The 23,342-nt window shown below is 65.4% G+C and carries 21 protein-coding genes; 9 read left to right on the top strand and 12 right to left on the bottom strand.

Features of this window, described 5'->3' with window-relative positions:
• Positions 1-152: 152 nt before the first annotated feature.
• The 4 genes from AAGD32_02650 to ilvN form a co-directional block, all read right to left on the bottom strand.
• Complete coding sequence (locus AAGD32_02650) at positions 153-959, bottom strand: hypothetical protein (protein MEM8873136.1); 807 nt, start codon at positions 957-959, stop codon at positions 153-155.
• An 18-nt stretch (positions 960-977) separates the two neighbouring features.
• The gene (locus AAGD32_02645; GenBank protein MEM8873135.1) at positions 978-1,967 is read right to left on the bottom strand and encodes an exosortase/archaeosortase family protein; all 990 of its coding nucleotides are present in this window, start codon (positions 1,965-1,967) and stop codon (positions 978-980) included.
• A 92-nt stretch (positions 1,968-2,059) separates the two neighbouring features.
• Entirely contained in the window at positions 2,060-4,153 is a 2,094-nt protein-coding gene (locus AAGD32_02640) for a WecB/TagA/CpsF family glycosyltransferase (protein ID MEM8873134.1), read from the bottom strand.
• Between the two features lie 818 nt (positions 4,154-4,971).
• Positions 4,972-5,547 carry an acetolactate synthase small subunit gene (gene ilvN / locus AAGD32_02635; GenBank protein ID MEM8873133.1) on the bottom strand — a complete coding sequence of 192 codons (576 nt, stop codon included), beginning with the start codon at positions 5,545-5,547 and terminating at the stop codon, positions 4,972-4,974.
• A 93-nt stretch (positions 5,548-5,640) separates the two neighbouring features.
• Here ilvN and rpsR point away from each other — a divergent pair, with 93 nt between their 5' ends.
• Both rpsR and AAGD32_02625 read left to right on the top strand, forming a co-directional pair.
• Positions 5,641-5,910: a 30S ribosomal protein S18 gene (rpsR, locus tag AAGD32_02630; protein ID MEM8873132.1), complete on the top strand. Its 270-nt coding sequence runs from the start codon at positions 5,641-5,643 to the stop codon at positions 5,908-5,910.
• Positions 5,911-5,991: 81 nt separating this feature from the next.
• On the top strand, positions 5,992-6,891 hold the full coding sequence (locus AAGD32_02625; GenBank protein ID MEM8873131.1) for an ion transporter: 900 nt from the start codon (positions 5,992-5,994) through the stop codon (positions 6,889-6,891).
• Here AAGD32_02625 and msrB read toward each other — a convergent pair.
• Positions 6,854-7,234 carry a peptide-methionine (R)-S-oxide reductase MsrB gene (gene msrB, locus AAGD32_02620; GenBank protein ID MEM8873130.1) on the bottom strand — a complete coding sequence of 127 codons (381 nt, stop codon included), beginning with the start codon at positions 7,232-7,234 and terminating at the stop codon, positions 6,854-6,856. The genes AAGD32_02625 and msrB overlap by 38 nt on opposite strands.
• Between msrB and queC the strand changes: the two genes are divergently transcribed.
• Genes queC through AAGD32_02600 form a run of 4 tightly spaced genes read left to right on the top strand, consistent with a single transcriptional unit; the run spans position 7,233 to position 10,962 of the window.
• On the top strand, positions 7,233-7,928 hold the full coding sequence (gene queC, locus AAGD32_02615; protein MEM8873129.1) for a 7-cyano-7-deazaguanine synthase QueC: 696 nt from the start codon (positions 7,233-7,235) through the stop codon (positions 7,926-7,928). The two genes, msrB and queC, sit on opposite strands and share 2 nt — an antisense overlap.
• Before the next feature lie 23 nt (positions 7,929-7,951).
• Complete coding sequence (locus AAGD32_02610; protein MEM8873128.1) at positions 7,952-9,109, top strand: hypothetical protein; 1,158 nt, start codon at positions 7,952-7,954, stop codon at positions 9,107-9,109.
• An 11-nt stretch (positions 9,110-9,120) separates the two neighbouring features.
• On the top strand, positions 9,121-10,107 hold the full coding sequence (tsaD, locus tag AAGD32_02605; GenBank protein ID MEM8873127.1) for a tRNA (adenosine(37)-N6)-threonylcarbamoyltransferase complex transferase subunit TsaD: 987 nt from the start codon (positions 9,121-9,123) through the stop codon (positions 10,105-10,107).
• 36 nt (positions 10,108-10,143) lie between these two features.
• Complete coding sequence (locus AAGD32_02600; protein ID MEM8873126.1) at positions 10,144-10,962, top strand: NAD(P)H-hydrate dehydratase; 819 nt, start codon at positions 10,144-10,146, stop codon at positions 10,960-10,962.
• A 40-nt stretch (positions 10,963-11,002) separates the two neighbouring features.
• Here AAGD32_02600 and AAGD32_02595 read toward each other — a convergent pair whose 3' ends face one another.
• Positions 11,003-12,010 carry a hypothetical protein gene (locus AAGD32_02595; GenBank protein ID MEM8873125.1) on the bottom strand — a complete coding sequence of 336 codons (1,008 nt, stop codon included), beginning with the start codon at positions 12,008-12,010 and terminating at the stop codon, positions 11,003-11,005.
• 103 nt (positions 12,011-12,113) lie between these two features.
• On the opposite strand from AAGD32_02595, the gene AAGD32_02590 reads away from it, so the two are divergent.
• From AAGD32_02590 to AAGD32_02580, 3 genes are read left to right on the top strand one after another with little or no spacing between them, the layout of a single operon-like run.
• Positions 12,114-12,893 carry an ABC transporter substrate-binding protein gene (locus tag AAGD32_02590; protein MEM8873124.1) on the top strand — a complete coding sequence of 260 codons (780 nt, stop codon included), beginning with the start codon at positions 12,114-12,116 and terminating at the stop codon, positions 12,891-12,893.
• A gap of 29 nt (positions 12,894-12,922) precedes the next feature.
• Entirely contained in the window at positions 12,923-13,852 is a 930-nt protein-coding gene (locus AAGD32_02585) for an iron ABC transporter permease (GenBank protein ID MEM8873123.1), read from the top strand.
• The gene (locus AAGD32_02580) at positions 13,842-14,570 is read left to right on the top strand and encodes an ABC transporter ATP-binding protein (GenBank protein ID MEM8873122.1); all 729 of its coding nucleotides are present in this window, start codon (positions 13,842-13,844) and stop codon (positions 14,568-14,570) included. The genes AAGD32_02585 and AAGD32_02580 overlap by 11 nt, the downstream gene beginning before the upstream one ends.
• A gap of 62 nt (positions 14,571-14,632) precedes the next feature.
• Here AAGD32_02580 and AAGD32_02575 read toward each other — a convergent pair whose 3' ends face one another.
• The 6 genes from AAGD32_02575 to AAGD32_02550 all read right to left on the bottom strand — a co-directional run.
• The gene (locus AAGD32_02575) at positions 14,633-15,286 is read right to left on the bottom strand and encodes a PEP-CTERM sorting domain-containing protein (protein MEM8873121.1); all 654 of its coding nucleotides are present in this window, start codon (positions 15,284-15,286) and stop codon (positions 14,633-14,635) included.
• A gap of 242 nt (positions 15,287-15,528) precedes the next feature.
• Entirely contained in the window at positions 15,529-17,391 is a 1,863-nt protein-coding gene (rpoD, locus tag AAGD32_02570) for an RNA polymerase sigma factor RpoD (protein ID MEM8873120.1), read from the bottom strand.
• Between the two features lie 636 nt (positions 17,392-18,027).
• Positions 18,028-19,926: a DNA primase gene (dnaG, locus tag AAGD32_02565; GenBank protein MEM8873119.1), complete on the bottom strand. Its 1,899-nt coding sequence runs from the start codon at positions 19,924-19,926 to the stop codon at positions 18,028-18,030.
• Positions 19,927-19,984: 58 nt separating this feature from the next.
• Positions 19,985-21,649 (bottom strand): chromosomal replication initiator protein DnaA, encoded by a 1,665-nt coding sequence (gene dnaA, locus AAGD32_02560; GenBank protein ID MEM8873118.1) that lies wholly within the window; start codon positions 21,647-21,649, stop codon positions 19,985-19,987.
• Between the two features lie 855 nt (positions 21,650-22,504).
• On the bottom strand, positions 22,505-22,789 hold the full coding sequence (locus AAGD32_02555) for a hypothetical protein (protein ID MEM8873117.1): 285 nt from the start codon (positions 22,787-22,789) through the stop codon (positions 22,505-22,507).
• Positions 22,773-23,342: hypothetical protein (locus tag AAGD32_02550; GenBank protein MEM8873116.1), on the bottom strand; the 570-nt coding region annotated here is incomplete at its 5' end. The genes AAGD32_02550 and AAGD32_02555, both read right to left, overlap by 17 nt.

Here is a 23,342-nt window from a genome sequence, read left to right as displayed (position 1 = left end):
GGCAAGTTGGGTCGGATCGCAACGTCTGCCATCCGAGACGGCCCCGGGGGCCGCTGCGTTACACCGGCGACGCGTAAATCCTGCCGCCGCCTTCCTTATCGGCGTCCGGTCCCATTTCGGCCAGAGCGCCCAAACCCACGCGACCGATGTGGTTATCGGCCCGTGCCGGCCAGGACCGTCCCGTCCGGCTCCGGCACCAGCCGGGCGACCTCGGGATGGGCCAGGCCCTTTTCCAAGACATCGACCACCGGCAAGGCCGGCTCAAGCAGCGTCGCAAACGCCGCGTCACGTTCTTCCCGCAAGCCCGGTCGATCGAGCGACAGCAAGCCCTGGAAGACCAACTGGAACTGAGCCGCGCCGTAATACCTTTGCCGATAGTCGTCGGCGGCGTTGATGAGGCCGTCCATGTCACGCACGATCCCGCCGTTGGCTCCGCTGTCGGTGCCGGGCACGACCATGAAGTTGTAGACGATCAGGTACTGGGTCCGTCCGTCGCGATTGCGGGAGAAGCGGTATTCCTTGCCGGGGATTATGCGGTCACCCACGACCCAGTCGCGCTCGATGACCTCGTCTTCGTCCCAGCCGACGGCCGGGTAGCAGTTGGCCGGGAAGTGGCCGACCATGTCCTTGGATCGTTTGCACTGAACAATGACGAGCGACGCGACGCGGTCCGGGCTGCCGAAGTACTCCGCATTGTAGTCGAGGTAGCGGATGTTCCGCAGCGCGTTGGGCTGGAGCAGCTTGACGGCCGACGGGGGGAGTTCGTCGGCCCGATCCTCGCCGCCCCAGCTGCCGATCGAGAGCGGAAGGTCGTTGATCATGTCGGCCGCGACGGTGTGGAACGGCTCGTAGCTGGTGTTGTCCGCGTAGACCACGTTCTGGTACGCGATGCCGCCGAGCAGGGCGATCGTCGCGAACGGGGCAGCCAGTGGCAGTGCGAATCGTCGTCGGAAGTTCATGGGAGGTACGAGGGGCGATCAATACGAGCGTGACGCGAGCCGGAACCGTTCAACGGGCGCGCCGGTCCAACGGAGCACGACGAGAATGCCGTAAAGGATCAACGCGGTCAGTGGCAGGAGCATCCAGCCGGCGATCGAGTGGAACTGGTCGGGGACGACATGCTGGTTGCCGTATTCGCCGTAAAGCCAGATCGTCGGCACCGTCCGCAGCACGTTGCACAGCAGCACGACGGCCGGGCAAAGCAGCAGGATCGCGATCCGCACGCCGTTACGCAGCGGCATCCCGAAGCAGAACGCGAAGCCGATCAGCATGAGCATCGGGACGTTCCGCATGCCGTTGCACGCTTCGGCGACCATGACCGGCTCGCCGTTGATGATGACGGTGTTGCCCGAGAGCTCGCTGGACTGGCCGAGCAGGCCGAGGATGACGTGGGAAATGTTCGCGGTCCAGTTCTGCAACGGGATGGCGATCTCTTGTCGGATCTGGCCGGGCAGCGGGATGACGAACAGCAGCACGATGACGGCCGGCAGGAAGCGGAGCAGGGCGTTCTTGCCGAGCGCTGCCGTGGCCGCGCCGACCGGGACCATGACCGCACCGAGGTGGAACATCGCCTGCGTGGAGTTGTTGAAGCCCCACCAATGGACGAACCAGCCGACCGCGACGATCGCCGGCCCGAGCAGGAACCCGCCCGCCCGGCAATAGCGGAACCGCTGCCGACGCACATACACGAGAAAGGCCGCGATCAGCGGGACAAAGTAGATGTGCGAGTACTCGTCGAAGTCGCCGTAAGCATAATCGACGAAGATCTCGGCCCACGCGGGGAACGTTGCGATGATGCCCACCAGCGCCAATGTGGCGGCCAGCAGCAGGTGCTTGCCCGCGAGTCGGCCTTGCGGCGCGTAGGCGAAGTCGATCGACTCCGACGGTGCTTCGTGCTCGATCGGCGCAGCGGCCCCCGCTGTTTTGGGGCTGGGGTGGATCGAGGTTGGCGCGTCGAGTGTGGTCACGAAATGCGGGGCGCTTTAGTCAGTGTGTCGGTCGGTTGCGACGTTGGCCTTTCCGGCAGTTTAACAGCAATCGCCCGGGACATGGGTTCCGTTCATGTTCCCCGGCAGCCGGCGATGTCGTCGATGAAATGCCCGTTGTCCGGGATCTCGCCATTGGCGCAGACGACGCTGCGGACCAGGCTCGCACGTCGACCGACTCGGGCACCGCGCAGCACGACCGCGTCGTGCAGGTATGCGTCCTCGGCGACCTCCGCGCCGCTCTCGACCACCGAGAAACGCCGCCGGTGTCCTTCGCCCATGGCGTCTTCGAGCGGGTCGACCTCGCCGCGGCGGGCGTTCTCCGGGGCGTGGAACAGCCGCAGGGCGGTGATGTAATCATCGGCCGATCGAATCGGCAAAGCCGTCGGACGCCGGCACTTGAGCACGCGGACACTGAAACCCGCCTTCGAGATGACCGGCAAACCTTGTTCCTTGAGATCGAAGTAACCCACGTCCGGTAAGCACCGAAGGGTGGCCACACGGATGAGCATGAGTCCGCTGGGCGTGCCGTCCTCGTGGCCGACGATGGCAACGTCGGCGTGCTTACCCGCCAGCGCCCGGGCCAGTGCGGCCAGTGGGTCGAGGAGCAACTGGGCGGCGTTGGCGACCAGAATGTACTCGTCGTCGGCGTACTCGGCGGCGAGATCCTTGAGCACGCCGCCGGTACCGCGGTAGTCGCCGCGATCGTGGCCCGGCTCGATCAGTTCGGCCAGCTCCGTGTTGGTCGATTGCGGCATCGTCGCGCCCCGGTTGACCGCCACCGCGACCGGTAGCTTCGGCAGGCCCACGTGTCCGGCGACGTTGACCGCCTGCGTGAGCCAATGATCCAGCAGCGTCACCTCTTCCGAAAGGGGAAGTTCGAGCAACGGCCGACGGATGCCACGCGAGAAGGCGTCATCGCGGAGTTTGCCACTGAGCAGGACGAGGCTGCGAAGGCCGCGCAGGGCTTCGACGGCGTCGACGCCGTGGACGGCCGCGGGCTGGGGGCGGTTGGCCTGGTCGAGGCGTTGGGCGAGCCGGTCCGAGACGCTGCCGCCGACACCGCGGGTGGTTCGTCCCGGACCGGCTTCGCTGTGTTTCGTCGGAGCCGGGCCAGGGATGGTCGGTGCGGCGGGATTGGCCGAGTATCGACGGGGACGGGGGAAATGGCCACCGGTTTCAGCCGCCTTGGTCGTACCAAGCCTGCGGTGCACACGGTTGGACACCGCGTCCCGCATCAGCACGGTCGCGAAGGGCAGCCCGTGAACGATGTACCGCTTGAACAGTCGGCGTGGCTCCTGAACCAGCCGGTGCGTCCACTCGAGCCCGACCTTCTGCAGCAGGCTCGGTGCACGCGAGACGTGGCCGCAGAGAAAACTGAACGACACGCCAACACCCAACCACCATGTGTCGGGCAGGTTGTGATGGATGCGGTCGACGAGATTTTCCTGCTTGGGCGAGCCGAGACCGACGAAAACGATGTCGGGCTGAGCTTCCACGAGGGCTTCGACGAGCAGGCCCATCTGCTCCGGAGAATGCTCAAAGCCGAAGTCCGGGCAGTACGTGCCCGCGATTTTCAGCCCCGGGTAGCACTTCTGGAGAATCTTCGCCGCACCGTCGGCGGTGCCTGGCTCGCCACCGAGGAGGAACACCGATCTCCCGGCGCGGGCCGCGCCTTCGCTGAGCGTGCTGATCAGGTCGCTACCGGCGACCCGTTCCGGTAACGGCGTGCCCTGCAATCGGCTGGCCCAAATCAACGGCATGCCGTCGGCGACGACCAAATCGGCCTCGCTAACCAACGCGCCGAACGCCAAGTCCCGGGTCATGCGTCGAAGGTGATCGAGGTTGGGCGTGATGACCGAGCCGCCCTTGCCGGCATCGAGGCTGCGCAGAATGTGATCAACCGTCTGCCGTTGCGTGACCGCGTGGAATTCGACGCCACGCAGGGCGATGGTCGGCGGACTTGGCGGGGCCGTGGCGACGGGGCTGACCCGGGCGACACTCGGCTGCCGGGCCGACGCGGCGGACGGCATGGCCGGCGACGGGTTCACCGAGCCGATGCCGGGGACGTGCCCGACCTTGCGACCGTCCGGCGCGATGGGGGGTTGTGGCGCAGCGGTGGCGGTGGCCTGCTTCGTCTCGTCGATTTGTCCGGCCAGTTCCGGCATAAAGCGAACCGATGCTTGCGAACTCGCGAGCGCCTAAGTCCCGGCGACGTCCGCATCTATCCCCATACCGAGGCACCCGAACGGCGGGCACGACGTCGGCTTGGTCATCGGCGTGCGTGTCGGCACACCGTCTGATTTCGTTATCGACCGGCGGGGGGTCGAGTGAAGGGCGGAAATTGAGTGATTTTCTTGGAAACCGAACCGCAGAAAGCCGCAGCGTCCCACGCCGCTGGATCGGCGTCGTCGCAACGAGCGTCCGGAGACACGAGCGTCTCCCAAACATACCCGCCTGGCTAGACGTGGCGACCATGTCCGGACGAATACCGGCGTGGTTTTCCGGTGATTCGGGGCGACTACGCCGCTCATGCAGGCTGGCGAAAATGGGGGGATTCTGTCCGGTTGGTGCGATCGGGCTGTTCCGCGCGGCATATCACCGGTTGCCGGCGTGAAGGGGTGACGCGGCAAACCACGGATCAGCGGGTTGGGATGCGCGATGGGTCTTTCGAGCATCAGGTCAAGCGTCCGGGGTTCGGACGCACCTTGGGGTGGGGGCATTTTCTCGACGGGCCGACCGGTCAGGGGAAGGCACGTCGCGTTGGCACGGTCAGGCCGGGTGAGGGCAGGTCCGATAATCAATGTCGCCGCCGAACTGAAAACAACCAAGTTCGGCTGCGATGGGTTTCGAAGCGTTCGTCGACACCGGGCGATGTCGGTTGGGTGGGTGGCCACAGTATGCCAGACGGCACCACCGCTGCCAAGGTTTCTTCTTTCCGAGTTTACGTCCGAGAATGTGCGGGCTGATTGGCCGGCCACAACCCTCAGCTCGGTGGTAGGGCCTCGGCCGGACCGCCGTCGAGGCTGCGGACGCGTTTGGCGACCACCTCACCGCCGACGCCGCGTTGCCGCTGGACGCCCCGGGTCGTTGCGATGACGCCGGTCCGGGCCATTTCCGCGATGCCCATCGGCTCGACGAGATCGAGAAAAGCCTGGAGTTTCTCCTCGGTGCCGGCAATTTCCACGAGCATGCTGTCGGGGGCGACGTCCACGACGCGTGCCCGGAAGCTTTCGGCCAAATCCATGAGCTCACGCCGACCCTTCGCGTCGACGTTGACGCGGACCAGGGCCAGGTCACGCTCGACGAAGTCCGTCGTGTTCAAATCCCGCACGCTCTGCACGGGCACAAGCTTGGCCAGCTGCTTGTGAATCTGTTCGACGACGTTGGAGTCGCCCACGACGACGAGGGTCATCCGCGAGATGTCGGGGTTTTCGGTCCGGCCTACCACGAGCGAGTCGATGTTGAAGCCGCGGGCGGCGAACATGCCGGCGACGTTGGCGAGCACGCCGGGCTCGTTGATGACAAGGGCGGTCAGGACGTGGCGGTTCGAAGTGAGCATCGTTTCGCGCACTGTAGCCGGCCCGCCGGTAGCCGACCAACCGGTACCCGCCTAGTGTGTCGGCCCGGCAGACCTGACGCCGGTCGAACCATTATGGCAGACGAAACCAGCATCCCCGAAGCCTCGACCCAAGAAGGCCGTCCCCAGCGTCCCCGCATCGCCCAGGAAGGCGCGAACGGCAAGATGTACGTGGATTACAAGCAGTCCGAGACGCTCCGTCGCATCATCAGCACCAACGGCAAAATGGGCGGCCGTCGTCGTACCGGTGCCAACGCGATGGAGCAACGCATGATCGCCACCGCCGTCAAGCGTGCACGCTTCATGGCGTTGTTGCCCTACACGAGTCACGCGAACATCGCGTAGGTTCGGCCAACATTTGAGTTTGCCAGTGCGAAGTGGTGAGATGTCTCGCCGCTTCGCACTCTGCGTTGCGCGTGTTCGACCGTGATCCAAACCACGCCCAACCCCGCGCCCGATCCGGTGCCATCCCAGGCCGATGAGTTTCGTCCGGGGCCGGGCGAACTCAGGCGGAAGGTCTACAACGTGATCTTCGGTCACGCGACGGCTGCGGGGCTGACCTTCGACATCGCCTTGTTGGTGTTCATCCTCGGCAGCGTCGTCGCCGCGTCGCTCGAGACGGTGGAGTTGGTCAATCAGCGGCACGGCGAATTGCTTCGTGCGATCGAGTGGGGGTTCACGATCATATTTTCCGTGGAGTACGCGCTTCGGCTCTGGTGCTTGCGGCGACCGCTGCGGTACGCGCGGAGTTTCTTCGGAATCGTCGACCTGCTCGCGATCGTGCCAACTTACGTCACGTTGTTCACGACCGCCGGACTTCAGTCGCTGCTCGTCGTTCGCGCGTTGCGGCTACTGCGCGTCTTCCGCATCCTCAAGCTCACGCACCTCATGACCGAGGGCCACGCCCTGCGAGCGGCGTTGTGGGACGCGCGGGACAAGATCCTCGTGTTTCTGCTGACGGTTACGGTGATCGTCACGATCGTCGGTGCTCTGATGTACCTCGTCGAAGGCCCCGAGCACGGCTTCACCAGCATCCCCGAGAGCGTGTACTGGGCCGTGGTCACGATGACGACCGTCGGCTACGGCGACATCACGCCCCAGACGCCGATGGGCAAAGCACTGTCGGCCGTGCTGATCGTGCTCGGTTATGCGTTGATCGTCGTGCCCAGCGGTTTCGTGTCGGCGAGTTTCATCAGCAATCAGGCCAAGGACAACCGCACCTGCCCACTGTGCAAGGTCGCCGGCCACGACCCCGACGCCGAGTTCTGCCGTGCCTGCGGCAACGCGCTCACCCGCTCGGTTCCAAGTCCACGGCCACCGAGTTGATGCAGTAGCGCAGTCCCGTGTCGGTCGGGCCATCGTTGAAGACGTGGCCGAGGTGGGCGTCGCATTTGGCGCAGCGGACTTCGATGCGTGGGCGGCCGGGCAGGCTCGTGTCTTCGACCTCCTTGATCTTCCCCTGCTCCTTCACGTCGTCGAAGCTGGGCCAGCCGCAGCCGCTGTGGAACTTGGCCGCGGCGTCGAAGAGCACCTCGCCGCAGACGATGCAGCGGTACACGCCGGGCGTTTTGTCATCGGTGTACGCACCGGTGAACGGCCGTTCGGTGCCGGCGTTCTGCGTGACCTGCACGGCGAGCTCCGACATGTCGCGGCCTTTGTAGTCCTTCATGTTCCTATTGTTGGCACGGATGAGCACGCCCGCACTGATCCTTCTCTCCGGTGGCTTGGACTCGGCGACCTGCCTCGCCATCGCCGCCGACAATGGGCACGCGCCGCTGCACACGATCGCTTTCGACTACGGCCAGCGGCATCGTCATGAACTGCGAGCCGCCGAGCAGATCGCGGAGAAATACGGTGCGAAACATCGCGTCGTGCGGCTCGACCTGCGTCAGTTCGGCGGTAGCGCCCTCACCGCCGACATCGACGTGCCCAAGCACGACCGCGCGGCCGACATCGGTACGGACATCCCCGTCACTTACGTCCCGGCCCGCAACACACTCTTTCTCAGCTACGCCCTGGCCGAGTGTGAGGTCTCCGGTATCAACGACATCTACATCGGCGTCAACGCACTCGATTACTCGGGCTACCCCGACTGCCGCTCGGAGTTCATCGACGCCTTCCAGCAGGCCGCACGCCTGGGCACCAAGCTCACGGCCTTGAGTATCCACACGCCGCTCATCCACTGGACCAAGGCCCAGATCATCTGCGAAGGCGTCAACCTCGGCGTTGATTACGCCCAGACTCATAGCTGCTACGACCCGGTCGATGGGCTGGCATGCGGCCGGTGCGATAGTTGTCTGCTGCGGGCCAAGGGGTTTGCCGACGCCGGCGTGCCGGATCCAACCCGGTATGTGCAACGTTGATCGCGTTGGTCGATGGTGGGGGTATGAAGTGCTTGCTCTTCATACCGCTGGTCCTCGCGTGCATCTGGGACAACGACACGCTCAAGGAGGAACAGCGCGGGCTGCCGGAGGTCGCTGCGTTGATCGAAGGGCGCTTTGAAAAGCACAGCGACTTTTACTACGAACAACGACTGACGACGCCACGCGAGACGCTGGACGACCTCGACAATCACGCGGTGGCGTTGGAGAAGCTCGGGCGGATCGATGAGGCGATCGCGTTGCTCGAGCCCGTCACCGCCGAGCATCCCAGCCGCTACACCACCCACGCCAACCTCGGCACGTTCTTCATCCACCGCTGGCTGCGTGACAAGAACGTATCCGACCTTGATCGCGGCATCGAACTGATCGAGCGTGCGATCGAGATCAACCCCGACGCCCACTTCGGGCGGGAGAAGTACCAGCTCCAACTCGCCCAGCATGTTCGCGCTGCGGTGGGGGGCGATGAGTTTGCGGCTGGGACGAGCTTTGTGACGCCACTCGTGTTGGGCGAGCGCTTGGATAATCTCCGGCACCCTTTTGGTGATGATGCGAATCGCGAACCCGGCGATCCGACGCTCGTCGAATCGGTGCACGAGTCGATGAACATGTACGTTCGAGTAAGTTCCAACTGGCAAGGCAACGCCTCGCCCGATCCGGAGATCGAAGCCGCGATCGAAGGCGTTGCCGGGATGATCCGATTCGGGACTGGGACGTCGCCGCACTTGTACGAGGCACTCGGCGACCTGCTGGCTAAACGCGGCGATCGTCGGCTCGCCGCCCATGCGTACCTTCGGGCGATCGAGTTCGGTCATCCTGATCAATCCAGGATCAACGAGGCGATCGACAGGGTCACTGGTGTGATCCAGCAGCACATGCGCGAAGAGATTGCACGGCAAGCCGTCCTGGATCGGCAAGCCGCGGACGCGTGGGTTGCGGCGTTTCAGGCGTTCGAGGATCAGCTTTTGCGTGATGGCGTGCCGTTGACCGATGCGGCCTACGCGCCGTTCTACGCCGAGTACGGCAATCCACGCACGCCGCCGCCCAAGACCTACGACGAATACATCAGCCGAGCGTGGCTGCGGGCCGGCGTGATCGGGTTTCTTCTGTTCCTCGGCGGCTTCGTCGTGATCTTCACCGTGCGGCGGTTGTTGCGCGTTGCGTAAACTCGCTTCGCATGATCCTCGGCATCGAGTCCACCTGCGACGAAACGGGCGCGGCGCTTGTCCACGACGGACGCGTGCTGAGCAATGTCGTTGCTTCGAGTGCGGCGCTGCATGCGGCGTATGGCGGGGTGGTGCCGGAGATTGCGAGCCGGGCGTGTGTGGAGTCGATCGGGCCGGTGGTGAAGGAGGCGCTCGGCGATCACGCGTGGGAGCAGGTCGACGCGGTCGCGGTGGCGCATCGGCCGGGGTTGATCGGGTCGCTGCTGGTCGGCGTGTCGGCGGCGCAGGCGTTGGCGTGGTCGCTCGGCAAGCCGCTCATCGGCGTCGATCATGTGCGGGCGCACCTGCACAGCGTCACACTCGACGTTGGCAATGTGCAACTGCCTGCTGTAGGCCTCGTCGCGTCGGGTGGCCACACCTCGCTCTACCACGTTCGTGACTGGCACGACATCACCCGCCTTGGCGGCACCATCGACGACGCCGTCGGCGAGGCGTACGACAAGGTCGCGGCCATCCTCGAACTCGGCTATCCCGGCGGCCCGCTCATCGACAGGCTCGCAACGAACGGCGACCCGGCGGCGGTGAAGTTCCCGCGCAGCATGCTCGGACGAGATTCGCTCGACTTCTCGTTCAGTGGGCTCAAGACGGCGGTGCTGTATCACGTCCGCGGAGCCAAGGGGCGCGAGCGGACGGTGGCGGATTTGGATGAGCGAACGATCGCCGACACGGCCGCGAGTTTTCAGCAGGCGGTCATCGACACGTTGCTCAAGAAACTCGAGCGTGCGATGGAGCAAACCGGCGCGCAGTCCGTCATTCTCGGCGGGGGAGTGAGCGCTAATCGCGGACTGCGTGCCGCGCTGCCGAGCCTCGGCGTGCCCGTCGCGATGCCAAAGCCCGCGTACTGCACCGACAACGCAGCGATGATCGCGGGGTTGGGGGAAGCGATGTTGGCGGCGGGGGATATTGCGGACCTTGATCTCGCCGCTGTTCCGAACTGATGCGTGGGCGACTTCATCGCACCGCTACACTCGCCCATGCAACTGCCGCCGCGTGGGAACGGACACAAAGGCACCTTCGGCAAACTTCTCGTCGTCGGCGGGTCGGACACGATGCTCGGTGCACCGATGCTCGCGGCGTTGGCGGCGTATCGGTCGGGGTGCGGGTATGTGCTTGCGGCGTTGCCCAAAGTGATGCTGCCTGCGGCGTTGAGCGTGGTGCCGGAGGTGGTGGGCGTCGTGCAGGACAACGCGGTCGCTGCGGCCGAGGGGGCTGATGCGTTGGTGCTCGGGCCCGGGCTTGGCCAGCGCTTCGATGTCGGGCAGTTGCTGGAAGTGGACAAGCCGACGGTGTTGGACGCCGACGGACTTACGTCGTGGAGCAAGCGTGAGAACTGGTGGGCGTCGTTGCCGCCCAAGTGCGTCCTGACTCCGCACCCCGGCGAGGCGAAGTCGATCAGCGGCGGCCCGGTGCCGAGCTACGACGCGGGACGCAAACAGTGGGCGCTCGGCCACGCGCTCAAGTGGCACACGACGGTGCTGCTCAAGGGCGAGCGGACGGTGATCGCCAGTGCCAACGGTCGTGTGGCGGTCAATGACACCGGCGACAGCACCCTCGCCAAAGCCGGCAGCGGCGACGTCCTCAGCGGCGTCATCGGCACGCTCCTCGCTCAGGGTGTTGAGCCGTTCGATGCGGCGGTGCTCGGTGCGAAAGCGCACGGCCGTGCGGGTGAGCTGGCGGGGCAAAAACGGACGACCCGCGGCGCACTCGCACGGGACGTGTGCGATCAGTTGCCGTTCGCGTTGCAAGAGTTGGAGAGCCAGCTAACGCCCTCGGCTTTGGCCGTGGGTCCGTGAAATCACTCGCCGACCCACGCCTGAAGGCGTGGGCTTTTGGTTAGTTGGGAATAGGCGTGTCGTCGGGTGTCATCTCCGACGCCGGTTGCTCGGTCACGTCGTCGATGAGTTCCTCGATCTCGGCTTGCGTGTCTTCGACCAGTTCCTCGGCGGCCCCGAACTCTCCGGTAACGGCTTCGATGTCGCCTGGGGCAGCCGCGGCGTTCTCCTCGGTTATCACCGGCTGTTCGTCGCGCAGTTCCTGCACCACGAAGTAGCCCATCCCCGCAACGAACAGGAGTGCGAGGAAGCTCAGGAACAGCGCCATGCCCAGCAGGAAGCTGAACCACTTGCTCTGCTTGCGCATCTGCTCTTCGAGGTGGTCGGTCTTCTTATCGAGATGACTGCGGAGTTGTTCGAGGACTTCGTTGCTGCGGGCCGAGGAATCGGAGACCGCTCGCATCGCGTCGCCGAGGCCGTGCATGGTTTGTCCAACGCCGCTAAGGTTTTCGGCCATCTGGGCGTCGGCTTCGCGCATCGCTTCGACGCGTTCCTGCAGTGTGTCGAGCCCTTTGCGTTGGGCTTCGCCGGTCTGGCCGATGGTGTCGAGGATGGCCCCGAGCTTCTCCTGGTGTTCGGTCTGGTTGCCGATCTGGTCTTTGATGGCCAGGAGGGTTTCGCCGTGGATCTTGTTCGCTTCTGCGGCCTGCTCGACGCTGGCGGGCAGGTGCTTGAGCGTGTCGATGAGCTCGGACTGCTTCTCGGTGGACTTCTCCATGGAGACCTGAATGCCTTGCATCAGGTCGGTGAGCTGGTCGAAGCCGCGCGTGAGCGAGTGGATGGCCTGGTCGCGCTTGGCGAAGGGGTTGAGCACGCCGCCGCGGAGGTCGGGGGCGTTGGGGTCCTGCTTCTTTTTGCCGAAGATGCGTGCGATCAGGCCGGGCTTGTCAGGGTCGCCGGAGTTGGTGTAGACGGTCGCCTCGGGCCGGGGATTGAAGTCCTCGTCGGCCGGCTTGGGGTCGAAGACATCGAGTCCGTCGTTGGTGCTGTCGTTGCGTTGCTCGGCCATGCTGCTGTTTCGGTATTGGTGCGTTCGTCGGATTGCGGGAGTCGTTGGCCGAATCTAGCATCGCCGGGTCATGCGGCCAAGTTGGTTAATTGCTCTGGTATTGATGCTGCTCGCCGCCGGTTGCGAGGAGTCGAGCACCGCGCGGTCCAACACTGGCATCGCATCGCTCTCACCAGCGCTGACGAGCATCGTGCTCGGCCTCGGCGGGGCGGAGGAGATGGTGGCGGTGAGCAACTACGACACCGACCCGCTCGTCGGCGACCTGCCACGGGTGGGCGATTTTATCAACGTCGACTGGGAAGAGCTCGCCAAGCTGCGTCCCGCGACGCTGCTGATGCAACAGCGAAACGACGACCTCGACGGCCGGGCCAAGCGGCTGCGGATTGTGCCGGTGTCGTTGCCGATCGACACGCTCGCAGACATTGAGGCGGCGGTGTCTGAGATCGCTGGCTTGGAGGCCATGCAGTCCACCGGTCACGCGGCCAACGCGGCTCACGATTGGCGGCAGCGGCTACGCACGAGCACTCCCGGCGACACGCGCACGCTCCTCGTCTGCGGTGATCGTTCGCTGTGCGCGGCAGGCGGTACATACCTCGATGAACTACTCACGTTTGCCGGTGGGGTAAATGTGCTGGAAGGTGAAGGTTACCTCGAACCCGACGATGAGCGTGTCGCGGCGTTGGCCCCGGAGGTGATTCTCGTGCTGCTGCCCGAAGGCGATGCGATATCGGTGCGGACGCGCTGGGAACGCTTCGGGCTCGTCGAGATCATCGAACGTCCCGATGCGCTGGTGCCGGGTTGGAACGTCGTCGAGATAGGCGAGGAAATGCGCGAGCGGCTTTCGGAAGTAGCCCCGTCGCCACGCGACGAGAGGGCCGAATGAGCGCCGGTCGGCTCATCGCAATCACGTTCGTGTCACTCGTTGCATGGGCGGTGACGGCGCTGCTCGCGCTGTGCGTTGGCTCCACCGGGAGCGTTGCCTTTCCGTCCGGCTTCGCGCTGGAACATCGGCTCGATGTCGTGTTGCTCGCGTCACTGGTCGGGGCGGCGCTCGCGACGGCGGGGGTCGGGTATCAGGCGGTGCTGCGGAACCCCCTGGCTGAGCCGTACTTGTTGGGCACCGCCGGCGGTGCGGCGTTGGCGGCGTACGCGGTGCGGCTCGCGGGTTTGCCGGTGCTCACCGAGACCGTCGCCGCGTTCGGCGGGGCGTTGCTCGCGGTCGTGGTGGTACTCGGCGTTGCCGGTCGCCGTGGGGCCGTCCGGCAGACGGCGGTCATTCTCGTCGGCGTGATCGTCGCGTCGATCTGCGGGGCGGCCTTTGCATTGCTCTACGCGCTCAACCGTGACAGCGATCCGTTCGCGGTATTGATCGGCGACGTGCGGAGCAACCTGCCGGCCGGACCGAAGTGGGTCGCGCTGATGCTGCTCGTCGTCGGCTACGCGCTGACGGCCGCGCTGGCCGGCAAACTCAACGCCGCGACGCTCGGTGACGACGAGGCGGCAGCGCTGGGCGTGCGGGTCGGTCGTCTGCGGGTGATCGTGTTGCTGGCCGCGTCGTTGACTGTCGCCGGCGCGGTGGCGCTGGCGGGGCCGATCGGGTTCGTGGGACTGGTCGGTCCGCACATCGCGCGGCTGTTGGTCGGCGCGGACGTACGCCGGCTGCTGCCGGTCGCGACGGCCGGTGGGGCGGTGCTGATGGTCGGGGCCGAAGCGTTGTCGCGCGTGCTTAGCCGACCCGAGGCGCTCAACACCGGCGTGCCGGTCGGCGTGTGGACCGCGCTACTCGGTGGGCCGTTGTTCATCACGCTGCTGCGGCGAAGTGAGGTGCGCAATGAGCGATGAGCGGCTGCGAGTGCACGAACTTGCCGCGTCGTTCGGGGACACGACCGTGTTTCGTGACGTGTCGTTCACGCTCGATACCGGCCAGGTACTCACGCTCATCGGCCCCAACGGCTGCGGGAAGTCGACGCTGCTGCGTTGCCTGCTCGGCCAACTGTCACACGGAGGCGAGGCGGGGTGGCAAGTGCCGATGAGCCGCGTGGCGTACCTGCCGCAGGTGCCGAGTTTCGCGGAAGGGCAGACCGTGGCGGAGGCGATCGAACTGGGCCGGGTGCCGCACCTGGGTTGGTTCGGCGTGACGGGGCCACGCGATCGCGCGGCCGTCGCGTCGGCGGCGGAGCGCGTGGGCGTCACCGACCTGCTCTCACGCCGGATGGAAACGCTCAGCGGCGGCCAACGTCGGCTGGTGTTCATCGCGCGGGCGTTGGCGCAGGAGCCGGCCGTGATCCTGCTCGACGAGCCCGACGCCCACCTGGACTACGCGAAGCTCGCGGAGTTGCACGGCCTGTTGCGAGGCTTGTCGGCCGACGGTTTGAGCATCGTCGTGGCGAGCCACGACCTGAACTTTGCGGCGGCGGTGGCGGATCGGGTGCTGATGCTCGGCGAACCGCCCGCGTTCGGCGACACGGCGCTGCTCACTGATGATCGGCTGCGAGCGCTGTTCGGCGTGGACCTTCGTGTTGATAACGGTGGTGTGCGGCAACGGTTCGGGACCGGGTAGCACACGACACCACGCGTCGCCAATCGGCGTGTGGTGTCGTGTGATTCCGAATGGCGTTCGGCTCAGGCGCGGCGACGAAGGACGAGTCCCAGACCCGCCATGCCGAGCAGTCCGAGCGATGCCGGCTCGGGGATCTCGGTCACGTTGATGTCCAGCGTGAACGTTTGCACGCCAAGGCCGACCGTGTCCGGGCCGAGCAGCAGGTCGAAGCTGCCGGTCCATGTCCCGCCCGGTCCGGCGGTGAAGTCCGGAAGCACGGCGAGGATGTCCACGCCCTCGGCCAGCGGAGCGCCCGACGCGTCGAACGCGCTGAACGACGCGCTGTTGACGACAACGGGGTTGCCGAACTCCAGCGGGCTGCCACCGGCGTTGGCACCGAGGAACACGCCGCCCACGGTGGCCGGCTCACCCTCGACGTCGAAGCCATCGGGGAAGAGTTCACCGTTCGAGGATGAAAGGCTGATCGCCAGGTCGATCGTGCCAGCGGCGGCGGGGGTTTCGGTTTCGATGACCGAAATCTCGGCCGAAGCAACGTCGGTCCCGATCGTCTGGCTGACGCCGTCGAACAACGCCTCTTCGAAGTCAACGGTCGCGGCCGCGCCACCGGCCGACGAGAGCGCAGGCGTGATGGCGTAGATGTCGCCGGTCGGGGCGGCTGTCGCGGCGGATGTACAGATCAACGTGGCCGCGGACGCGGCAACCAGTGCTTTGTGCATGTTGTCTCCCGGGGATCAGCCCGTGGGGGAACCGTCAGTTTTGGCTGATGCGGTTGTGCGGAACGCCCGCGATGACCCGGTGGCATAACGCCCGTCGGTCGACAACCCTCGTTTGCTCCAGCCACCATGAATGTAGAACAAATTTTCGGCCCGGGGTAGTGAAATCTGAACGGCCCGGCGGATGAGAAATCCGCCGGGCCGTTCAAGTGGACTTGCCGTCAAAACCGTTACGCGTCGCCGGATCACGCCCCGGCGGGTTCGGTGCCCATGAAGCCTTCGAGCTTTCGGGCGCGGACGGGGTGTTGGAGTTTGCGGATGGCCTTGGCTTCAACTTGACGGACGCGCTCGCGGGTGACTTTGAATATGCGGCCGACTTCTTCGAGGGTGTAGGTGTAGCCGTCGCCGATGCCGTAGCGGAGCTTGATGATCTCGCGTTCGCGGTAGGTGAGGGTCTTGAGCACCTGCTCGATCTTGTCCTTGAGCATTTCCTGCGTCGCGGAATCGACGGGGGAGGACGCGCGTTCGTCTTCGATGAAGTCGCCGAAGTAGCTGTCCTCGGACTCGCCGACGGGGCGGTCGAGGGAGATTGGGTGGCGGCTGATCTTCATGACGCGACGTGTCTCGGCGAGGGACATGTCGGCCTTCTGGCTGATCTCCTCGACGGTCGGCTCACGGCCGAGCTCCTGCATGAGCAGCTTGGAGATGTTCCGCAGGCGAGACATCGTTTCGATCATGTGCACCGGGATGCGGATGGTGCGGGCATGGTCGGCGATCGCGCGGGTGATGGCTTGGCGGATCCACCACGTCGCGTAGGTGGAGAACTTGAAGCCGCGTCGGTACTCGTACTTGTCGACGGCCCGCATCAGGCCGGTGTTGCCTTCCTGGATGATGTCGAGGAAGGAGAGTCCGCGGTTGCGGTACTTCTTGGCGATGGAGACGACCAGACGCAGGTTACCGCCCGAGAGCTTGCGCTTGGCTTCCTCGTAGCGGTTGAAGATCTGGCGGATGTGCGTGACGCGGCTGTGTAGTGCCGCGGCGTCTTCGAGCACCAGGTCTTCCAAACCTTCGAGTTCCTGCTTGCAGACTTCGAGGTCTTCGCCGGGGTCCTCGACGGTTTCGAGGTGGGCGATGCGTTCTTCGAGTTCGAGCATCTTGGCCGAGATACTCGAAAGCTTGTGCATCAGCGGCGCGATGCGGCTGGTGCGGAGCGAGAGTTCCTCGACAAGCTTCACGCAGCGGCGACGCCGGCGCCGCATGGACAGCTCGATTTCCGCGGCCCGCTTGTCGGTGGTGCCGTCGCGCAGCTCGTCCCACTCGGTCTGGTTGCGGGTGAGCATCTTCCGCGCGGTGTCGAGGTTGCGCGGAATGCGGGCGGCGATGGTCTGCTTGTCCGCCTGGTCGTCGGCGGTGGAGATTTTCATCGTCCGGTCGAACGGCAGGTCGCCGTCGGCCACCTGCTGGAGCGTTTCGATCGCCGCGGTCAGGCAGTAGTCGCTGCGGAGCACGAGATGTCGGAAGACCTTGCGAGTGATCTCGATCTTCTTGGCCAGCTCGATTTCCTGCTCACGCGTGAGCAAGGGGATCTCGCCCATCTGCGTGAGGTACATGCGAACCGGGTCGTCGATCCGTTTGGCACCGGCCTCGGCCAATTCCTTGGCGAGCTCGGCCAGGTCGGCGTTGTCGATGACTTCCTCAACGACCGCTTCCTTGCCGAGGATCTTGTCGGCGTAGTTTTCGTCGTTGGAGCGGTCGTCGGAGGGTACCTTGGTGTTGGGGTCGATCGTGTTGGAGGTGCCACCGATGCTGGGCATCTCCGGGGCCTTTACGCCGGCACAGGTCTTGGCCCACTTGAGCTTGGCCCGGGCGGTCTTGCAATGCTGTTCGCGGTCGAAGGATTCCTCGAACCGCTTGACGTCACGCAGGTCCAGCAGCGGGACGTCCATCTCGTCGATCGCCATCATCAGCAGGTCGATCTTCTCCGGGCTGACCATCTCGTCGGGCAGCTTGGTGTTGATCTCCTCGAGCGTGAGGTAGCCGCGCTCGGCACCGAGTTCGAGCAGCAGCCCGACGCGGCGGTCAGCTTCAGAAGGATCACCGGAACCGATGAGCAGGATCTCGCCGGTGTCGGTCGTGGCGTTGGTGATGTCGGCGACGGCCTGCTCGGCGGGGAGGATGGCCCGCTTGGCCCGGCGGACGACCAGTGCGACCGCGTTGGTGAGGCCGGCCATGTTCATGCCGGCCAGCGTCGGGGTCATGCCCGCCTCGTTTTCGGGCAGCGGCTCCTCGGCGTCGATCGCGTCGGCGTAAATGTGCGATTTGGTGTAGCCGGTGGTGACCTGTTCGGCGTGGCGACCGTTGCGACCCTGGAGGCCGGCGTTAGGAGTGCGCGTTCCGCTCTTGGATTTCGAGGCGGCTTTTCGTTTTCCGTTGGTGGGTGCGCGTTTAGCCATGGTGAAAATACTGGTGCGATTATTGCCCGCGTTTTGGGCCAGGGGCGGGCATTGGGTCGTTTCGCCGTGTGCGAGCGGGTGGGTCGTGGTATGGGCCGTTGGTGTGGGGTCCGGGATCAACGATGCCTCACGTCCGGGCGGAGGCAAACGGTTCGGGATTTCATCCGGGTTTTGCAGGCCGATCCGTGGCGTGGCGGGTCGCTAAGACCGGCCTCGAACGTCGGTGTCCGCACAAACGGTCTAACCCGACGGGCATCTTCGCTCCGTACCCAACATTCGGGTCGCCGGTCGTCACTGAATCCGCCGCAGATCCTCACGGCTTGCCTGTTCGGCCAATGCACGCAAAGCCTCGGCTTCATCAATCTTTGCGCTCATTTCCGCGTCCGTCGACCCGCTGCCCGAACCCACGCGGCGAAACTGACCGGTGAGCTTCGCCCGCTCGGATCGGTCACGCTGTTCCTTGAAGAACGCCGCCGCCTCGTTGAGCGTTACCTTCGGGTCCAACCCGTCGCGGTCACGCCGCTCGGCCTCGGCGATCAGTCGGAACGCCGTCGGTCGAAGCTCGTCCGGCAGATCGTTGGCCCACTCGGTCGCTTCGGGCTCCCCCTCGTTGCCGAAGTGGTCCCAGAGCCGCACGGCAAGCTGGTTGAGGATCGGATCGGCGATGTCGGCCGGGCCGGCGTGTTGCTGGAGAGTTTCCCAGAACTGCGGATGGGCCAGCACCGTCCCGATCATGTTCGCGGCGGCGACGTCGGCAGCGTTCTGCCGGGGCATTTCCGACGGTCGGGCGACTTCCTGAAGGGCGGTCTTCTTTCGACGCAAAAACTCTTCACGGCTGAGCCATTCACGCTTGGCCGGCTTGGGGGCGGTGGCGGGATTGGCCTGCGGGGCGGGGGCGTCGATGCCGAGGCGGCGGTTCACGTCGGTCTGGCTCATGCCCAGGCGATTGGCGATGCGCACCAGCGCCGGTCCCCAGCGTTCGACCGGGACCGACTTGCCGCCGCGGGCTTTGCGGATCATGTCGAGGTACTCGGCGTTAGCCCGCTGTGAACCGGTGACCGACCCGTCCGCCGCGAGCCGCTTCTGCAACCGATCGAAGTGATAGTCGAGCGGGTCTTGGGCACGTTCGAGCAGAGCGGCGAAGCCGTCGGCGCCGTGCTCTTTGACGAACTCGTCCGGGTCCGTGCCCGGTGGGAGCGTCGCGATGCCGATCTCGACTTCCTCGGTCAGGAACAGTTCGATCGAGCGATCGGTCGCGCCCTGGCCGGCGGTGTCGGCGTCGAAGAGGAGCACGACGCGATCGGAGAACCGCCGCAGGATCTGCACATGTTCGGCGGTCAGCGCGGTCCCGAGAACCGAGACGACATTGCACGCGCCGTGCTGATGGCACATGACGACGTCGGTGTAGCCTTCGACGACGGCGACGATGCGTGACCGGTTGATGTGCGGCTTGGCCCGGTCGAGGCCGTAGATGGTCTTGCGCTTCTCGAAGAGACGCGTCTCGGGGCTGTTGAGGTACTTGGCCTTCGACGGATTACCCGGCAGCACGCGGCCCCCGAAGGCGATGGGCCGGCCCAACTCGTCGCGGATGGGGAACATCAAGCGGTTGCGGAAGCCGTCGTAGTAGCCGCTGCCGTGCTCGGACTTTTTGATCAGTCCGGCCTTCTCGAGCGTGTCGGCTTTGAAGGTCTTGAGTGCGTCACGCAGGCCATTCTCGGGGGCGAAGCCGAGGCCGAAGTCGCGAGCCATCTCGCCGGTGAAGCCGCGGGACTTGAGGTAGTCGATCGCGACCTTGCCGGCCTCGGTGCGCAGTTGCTGTTGGAAAAACTTCGACGCCGCGACACAGGCTTGCCGCACGGCGGCGGTTTCATCCTGGGCTCGCCCGTCGCCGTACTTGGGCAACTCGATGCCGTACTGCTCGGCGAGTTGGTGTAGTGCTTCCTTGAAGGGAAGGTTCTGCGTCTTCATCACGAAGTCGATCGCATTGCCCGACGCCTTGCAGCCGAAGCAGTGGAACATCTTCTTGTCCGGCACGACGTAGAACGACGGCGTCTTCTCGTCATGAAACGGACAAAGCCCGGTGTGATCCTTCCCCGCCCGCTTGAGTTTGACCGTGCGTCCAACGAGATCGATCAAATCGACCGCGTCGAGGACGAGGGTTTTGCCGTCAATGGCGGGGGCGGTAGACATACGTTGCGCTGAGATTTTAGGAAAACTCCACGTCTAAGGGAGCGCGGGCGTCCAACGGTCAACGCATTGCACGACATCGTTCTTCCAGTCGTGCCACCAACTCCTGCGCTTCTTCGCTGCGTTCGCCGACGCTGCTGGTCCAGGCGAGCGGTTCGTTGGCTTCCAGGGCCTTCTCGATGCGGCGGCAGGCGCTGATGACGGTGCTGTGGTTGCGCTTTCCCAGGCGGTTGGCGATCTCGGGGAAGCTGAGCTTGCTCGTCTTGCGGACCAGGTACATCGCGATCGAGCGGGCCAGCGAGATCGTGCGTTGCCGACGGCCGCTCATCAGGTCGCGGCGGTCCAGGCCGAAGTACTCGCAGGTCGCTTCGAGAATCGCCTCGGGCTGCAGCGGCTGATTGTGCTGGCGTTCGAGGTCGGTCAGGCACTGCCGGGCGAGTTCGACGTCGGCGGTCGCGCCGGTGAGTTGGACGTGGGCCTTGAGTCGGGTGATCGCGCCTTCGAGCTCGCGGATGTTCTGCGTGACGCGCGTGGCGACCCACTTGATGACCTCGTCGGTGAGTTCCATCTTGTGCCGCTTGGCGAGTACGCGGATGAGCTCCTCGCGCATGTTCTGGTTGGGCGGATCGACACGCACCGTCATGCCCGAGACGAAGCGGTTGATGAGCGACTCGCTGAACGCCTGGATGAGCTTGGGGTGGTTGTCGGACGCGAGGACGACCTGCTTACCGACGGCTTCGATGGCGTTGAACGTGTGAAGGAACTCTTCCTGCGTGGCCTTCTTGCCGCCGAGGAAATGCACGTCGTCGATGACGAGCAGATCCAGATCACGCATCTTGCGGCGGAAGGTGTCGAGCCGGTTGGACCGCAGGGCGGTGAGGAACTCGTTGGTGAACTCCTCGCCGGTGAGGTACGCCCACTTCTTCGCGGGGTGGAGCTTGGCAAAACGCTTGGAAATGCCTTGCAAAAGGTGCGTCTTGCCCAGGCCGACCGGGCCATGGATGAACAGCGGGTTGTACTGCCCGCCGGGGAACTCGCTCACGGCAAGCGCACAGTCATACGCCATCTTGTTCGCGCCACCGACGACGAACGCGTCGAGGTCATGGCGGAGGCGCGGCCGTTTGCTTTCCGCCGCCGCCGGCTGTGGCACCGACCGGCGTACCACCGCCGGCACCGCGCGGGCCGCGACCTCGCCCGGCTCGGTGCGTCCCACCGTGCTCGACGGCGAGCTCTGTTCGAACAGCCGCGGGTTGACGTTGAAGGTCACCGTGATCGCATGGCCCAGCGATTCGAGCGCGACGTCGTTGATCGTCTTGACGAAATGCTTGCCGATCCACTCGGCGATGAAGTCGTTGGCGACGACGATTTCGAGCATGTCCGGTCGCAGGCGCAGCCGGGTGTTCTTGTCGCTGAACCACACGGCAAACCGCTGCTCGCCGACGGCGGCGCGGATCGCGTCGATCAGGTCCGACTGCTGTGTCTCGATCGAACGCCGCGCGCTGACGGCCTCGTCGACCGCCGGCACCAGCGGCAACTCCTCGCTGCTCAGCGGCATCGGCAACGCCCCTTCGAGCGGCAGGTGCGGCATGCGGCGATCGTCGGCGATGCGTTTGGAAGACTGGCGGCGGGACGAGGATGAGGTGAAGGTGGTACGCGGCATCAGCGGGTCGTCGGCGAGACGATCAGGAGCGGTGGTGAAATCGGAAGCGTCGAGTTGGTTCGGCACGTTGGCGTCCTTCGCACGTGTTTCCGTCCGCGGCGGGGTCCGTCGCCGGGGGCGGGCCGGGTGGCCGAAGTTCGCAAACCAACAGCGCAGCCGACGCAGCATTCGCGCGGCTCAAACCGTTGACGTGAAAACCCCAAGCCTTCGACGAGGCGTTCCATTCGGAAACGCGGGCCGCGCCGGTGACTTCCTTCAAGTCAAACCGATGGCGCGCGGCACGTCGTCGAGCGGCGTCCTGCCTGAGAGCATCCTTGATCCTGCATCCTTGTCCGAACGGTCGGGCATACCGGCGACACCGCCGGAAGTCGAACTGCCTGACCACCGATCAACCCGTCGATCTTGCGGTGCCGATCCGTCCGGGTCGGCGCTGCCGCGTGGCGAACACTCCGTGTCCGCTTGGCCCTGAGCGTCTCATGTCATGACGCCTCGGCCCCGTGATCGTGACGACCCCGCGTTGTACTGCGGTGCCGGGTCGTCTGGTTGTCCGGCGTCCGCCCGTCGAACCTCTCGACTTCGGGCGGAGCGTCTCGGTCATCCGTGAAGCGGGGCGAAGATAGCGCGCGGGGTTGGCGCTTTGCAACCGTGAGGTGGAACGTTTTTCCGCGCCAGTTGCGGCGTTTCGCGCCTTGACAACACACGTGGCGCTGTGCGCGCCCCTTCACGCGATGCCAACGCCGTTTTGCCCGACACTTGCCGCCGATAACACTGGGACGCGACTTTTTATTGGCACCGGGTTTGGCTCAGGTTTGCACAACGCTATCGGAACCGACTGTGGAAAACTTGTGCGGTCGATGGCGCGACGGCGAAGGTTGTGTCACGAAATCGCGCGACTGGCGCGGCGATTCGTCGCTTCGGCCCTCACGCCACGCGCGGCAGCCACTGGCTCACGAACCAGCGCACCCAGCGGTCGGCGACGACCGCCGCGTGGCCGATCCGCTTGGCGTCGACCATCGCCTTGACGTAGCCGGGGTCGTCCATCAGGTCCGCCACGATCAGGTCGGTGCTGCGCAGCTGGTCCAGTTGCGCTGACAAGCGTGGATGCTTGTAGGCGAACTCGTCCCACCGCTGCCCGACCGCCTCGGCGACGCGGCGGCGTGTCTCGACTTCCAGCAGATAAACGTCGGTCTCATTCGTCGGCAGCATCGTTCGGCTCCGGGGTCAGGGGTTGAAAGCGAGCGGCGCGGCGTTGGAGGTCCAACAGCCACGCGAGTCGGTCGAGTGCCGCCAGGGCGGCGCGCGCGTTGCGGCGATCGGTGTCGGCGGCGGTGGCTTCTTCGAGTTGGCGTTTGTGCAAGGCGTCGAGGCCGATGGCGTAAGCCTGCCGGTGGGCGATGACCCAGTCGGCGTCCAACTCGGCGTCGCGGACGCTTGCATCACGGACGTCGGCGTCGAAGGCCGCGTCCAGCGCGGCCCGCCTCAGGTGCAGCTCCGCCCGAAGCCGAATCGACCGCTCGGCGTTGCTCTCAGCGAGCAGTTCGGTGCCACGCTTTGCTTGGTCCACGAGACCGACCTGGGCGTCGGTCCACGTGCCACACCCACCCGAGAGAACCACGATCACGCTCAGCCAAGTAGCCCGGTTGCCACGCAACCGGAGGCCGAGCCGCGACCGCGCCGTAGGTTGCGTGGCCACCGGGCTACTGGGCTTGTCGGAGTGGCTGTTCACTTGCCCGCCCTGTCGAGGGGGGGGTTGAGCTGC

This window comes from Planctomycetota bacterium, from assembly GCA_039182125.1.
GTDB lineage: Bacteria > Planctomycetota > Phycisphaerae > Tepidisphaerales > Tepidisphaeraceae > JBCDCH01.
The sequence above is the reverse complement of the archived record's forward strand: the minus strand, read 5'-3'. Positions and strand labels throughout refer to the sequence as shown.

Excerpts from the sequence above, each read along its gene's own strand:
- AAGD32_02650 (MEM8873136.1), bottom strand. The coding sequence starts at position 959 with ATGAACTTCCGACGACGATTCGCACTGCCACTGGCTGCCCCGTTCGCG.
- AAGD32_02640 (MEM8873134.1), bottom strand. The coding sequence starts at position 4,153 with ATGCCGGAACTGGCCGGACAAATCGACGAGACGAAGCAGGCCACCGCC.
- ilvN (MEM8873133.1), bottom strand. The coding sequence starts at position 5,547 with ATGCTCACTTCGAACCGCCACGTCCTGACCGCCCTTGTCATCAACGAG.
- rpsR (MEM8873132.1), top strand. The coding sequence starts at position 5,641 with ATGGCAGACGAAACCAGCATCCCCGAAGCCTCGACCCAAGAAGGCCGT.
- queC (MEM8873129.1), top strand. The coding sequence starts at position 7,233 with ATGTTCCTATTGTTGGCACGGATGAGCACGCCCGCACTGATCCTTCTC.
- msrB (MEM8873130.1), bottom strand. The coding sequence starts at position 7,234 with ATGAAGGACTACAAAGGCCGCGACATGTCGGAGCTCGCCGTGCAGGTC.
- AAGD32_02610 (MEM8873128.1), top strand. The coding sequence starts at position 7,952 with ATGAAGTGCTTGCTCTTCATACCGCTGGTCCTCGCGTGCATCTGGGAC.
- tsaD (MEM8873127.1), top strand. The coding sequence starts at position 9,121 with ATGATCCTCGGCATCGAGTCCACCTGCGACGAAACGGGCGCGGCGCTT.
- AAGD32_02600 (MEM8873126.1), top strand. The coding sequence starts at position 10,144 with ATGCAACTGCCGCCGCGTGGGAACGGACACAAAGGCACCTTCGGCAAA.
- AAGD32_02595 (MEM8873125.1), bottom strand. The coding sequence starts at position 12,010 with ATGGCCGAGCAACGCAACGACAGCACCAACGACGGACTCGATGTCTTC.
- AAGD32_02590 (MEM8873124.1), top strand. The coding sequence starts at position 12,114 with ATGCTGCTCGCCGCCGGTTGCGAGGAGTCGAGCACCGCGCGGTCCAAC.
- AAGD32_02580 (MEM8873122.1), top strand. The coding sequence starts at position 13,842 with ATGAGCGATGAGCGGCTGCGAGTGCACGAACTTGCCGCGTCGTTCGGG.
- AAGD32_02575 (MEM8873121.1), bottom strand. The coding sequence starts at position 15,286 with ATGCACAAAGCACTGGTTGCCGCGTCCGCGGCCACGTTGATCTGTACA.
- dnaG (MEM8873119.1), bottom strand. The coding sequence starts at position 19,926 with ATGTCTACCGCCCCCGCCATTGACGGCAAAACCCTCGTCCTCGACGCG.
- AAGD32_02555 (MEM8873117.1), bottom strand. The coding sequence starts at position 22,789 with ATGCTGCCGACGAATGAGACCGACGTTTATCTGCTGGAAGTCGAGACA.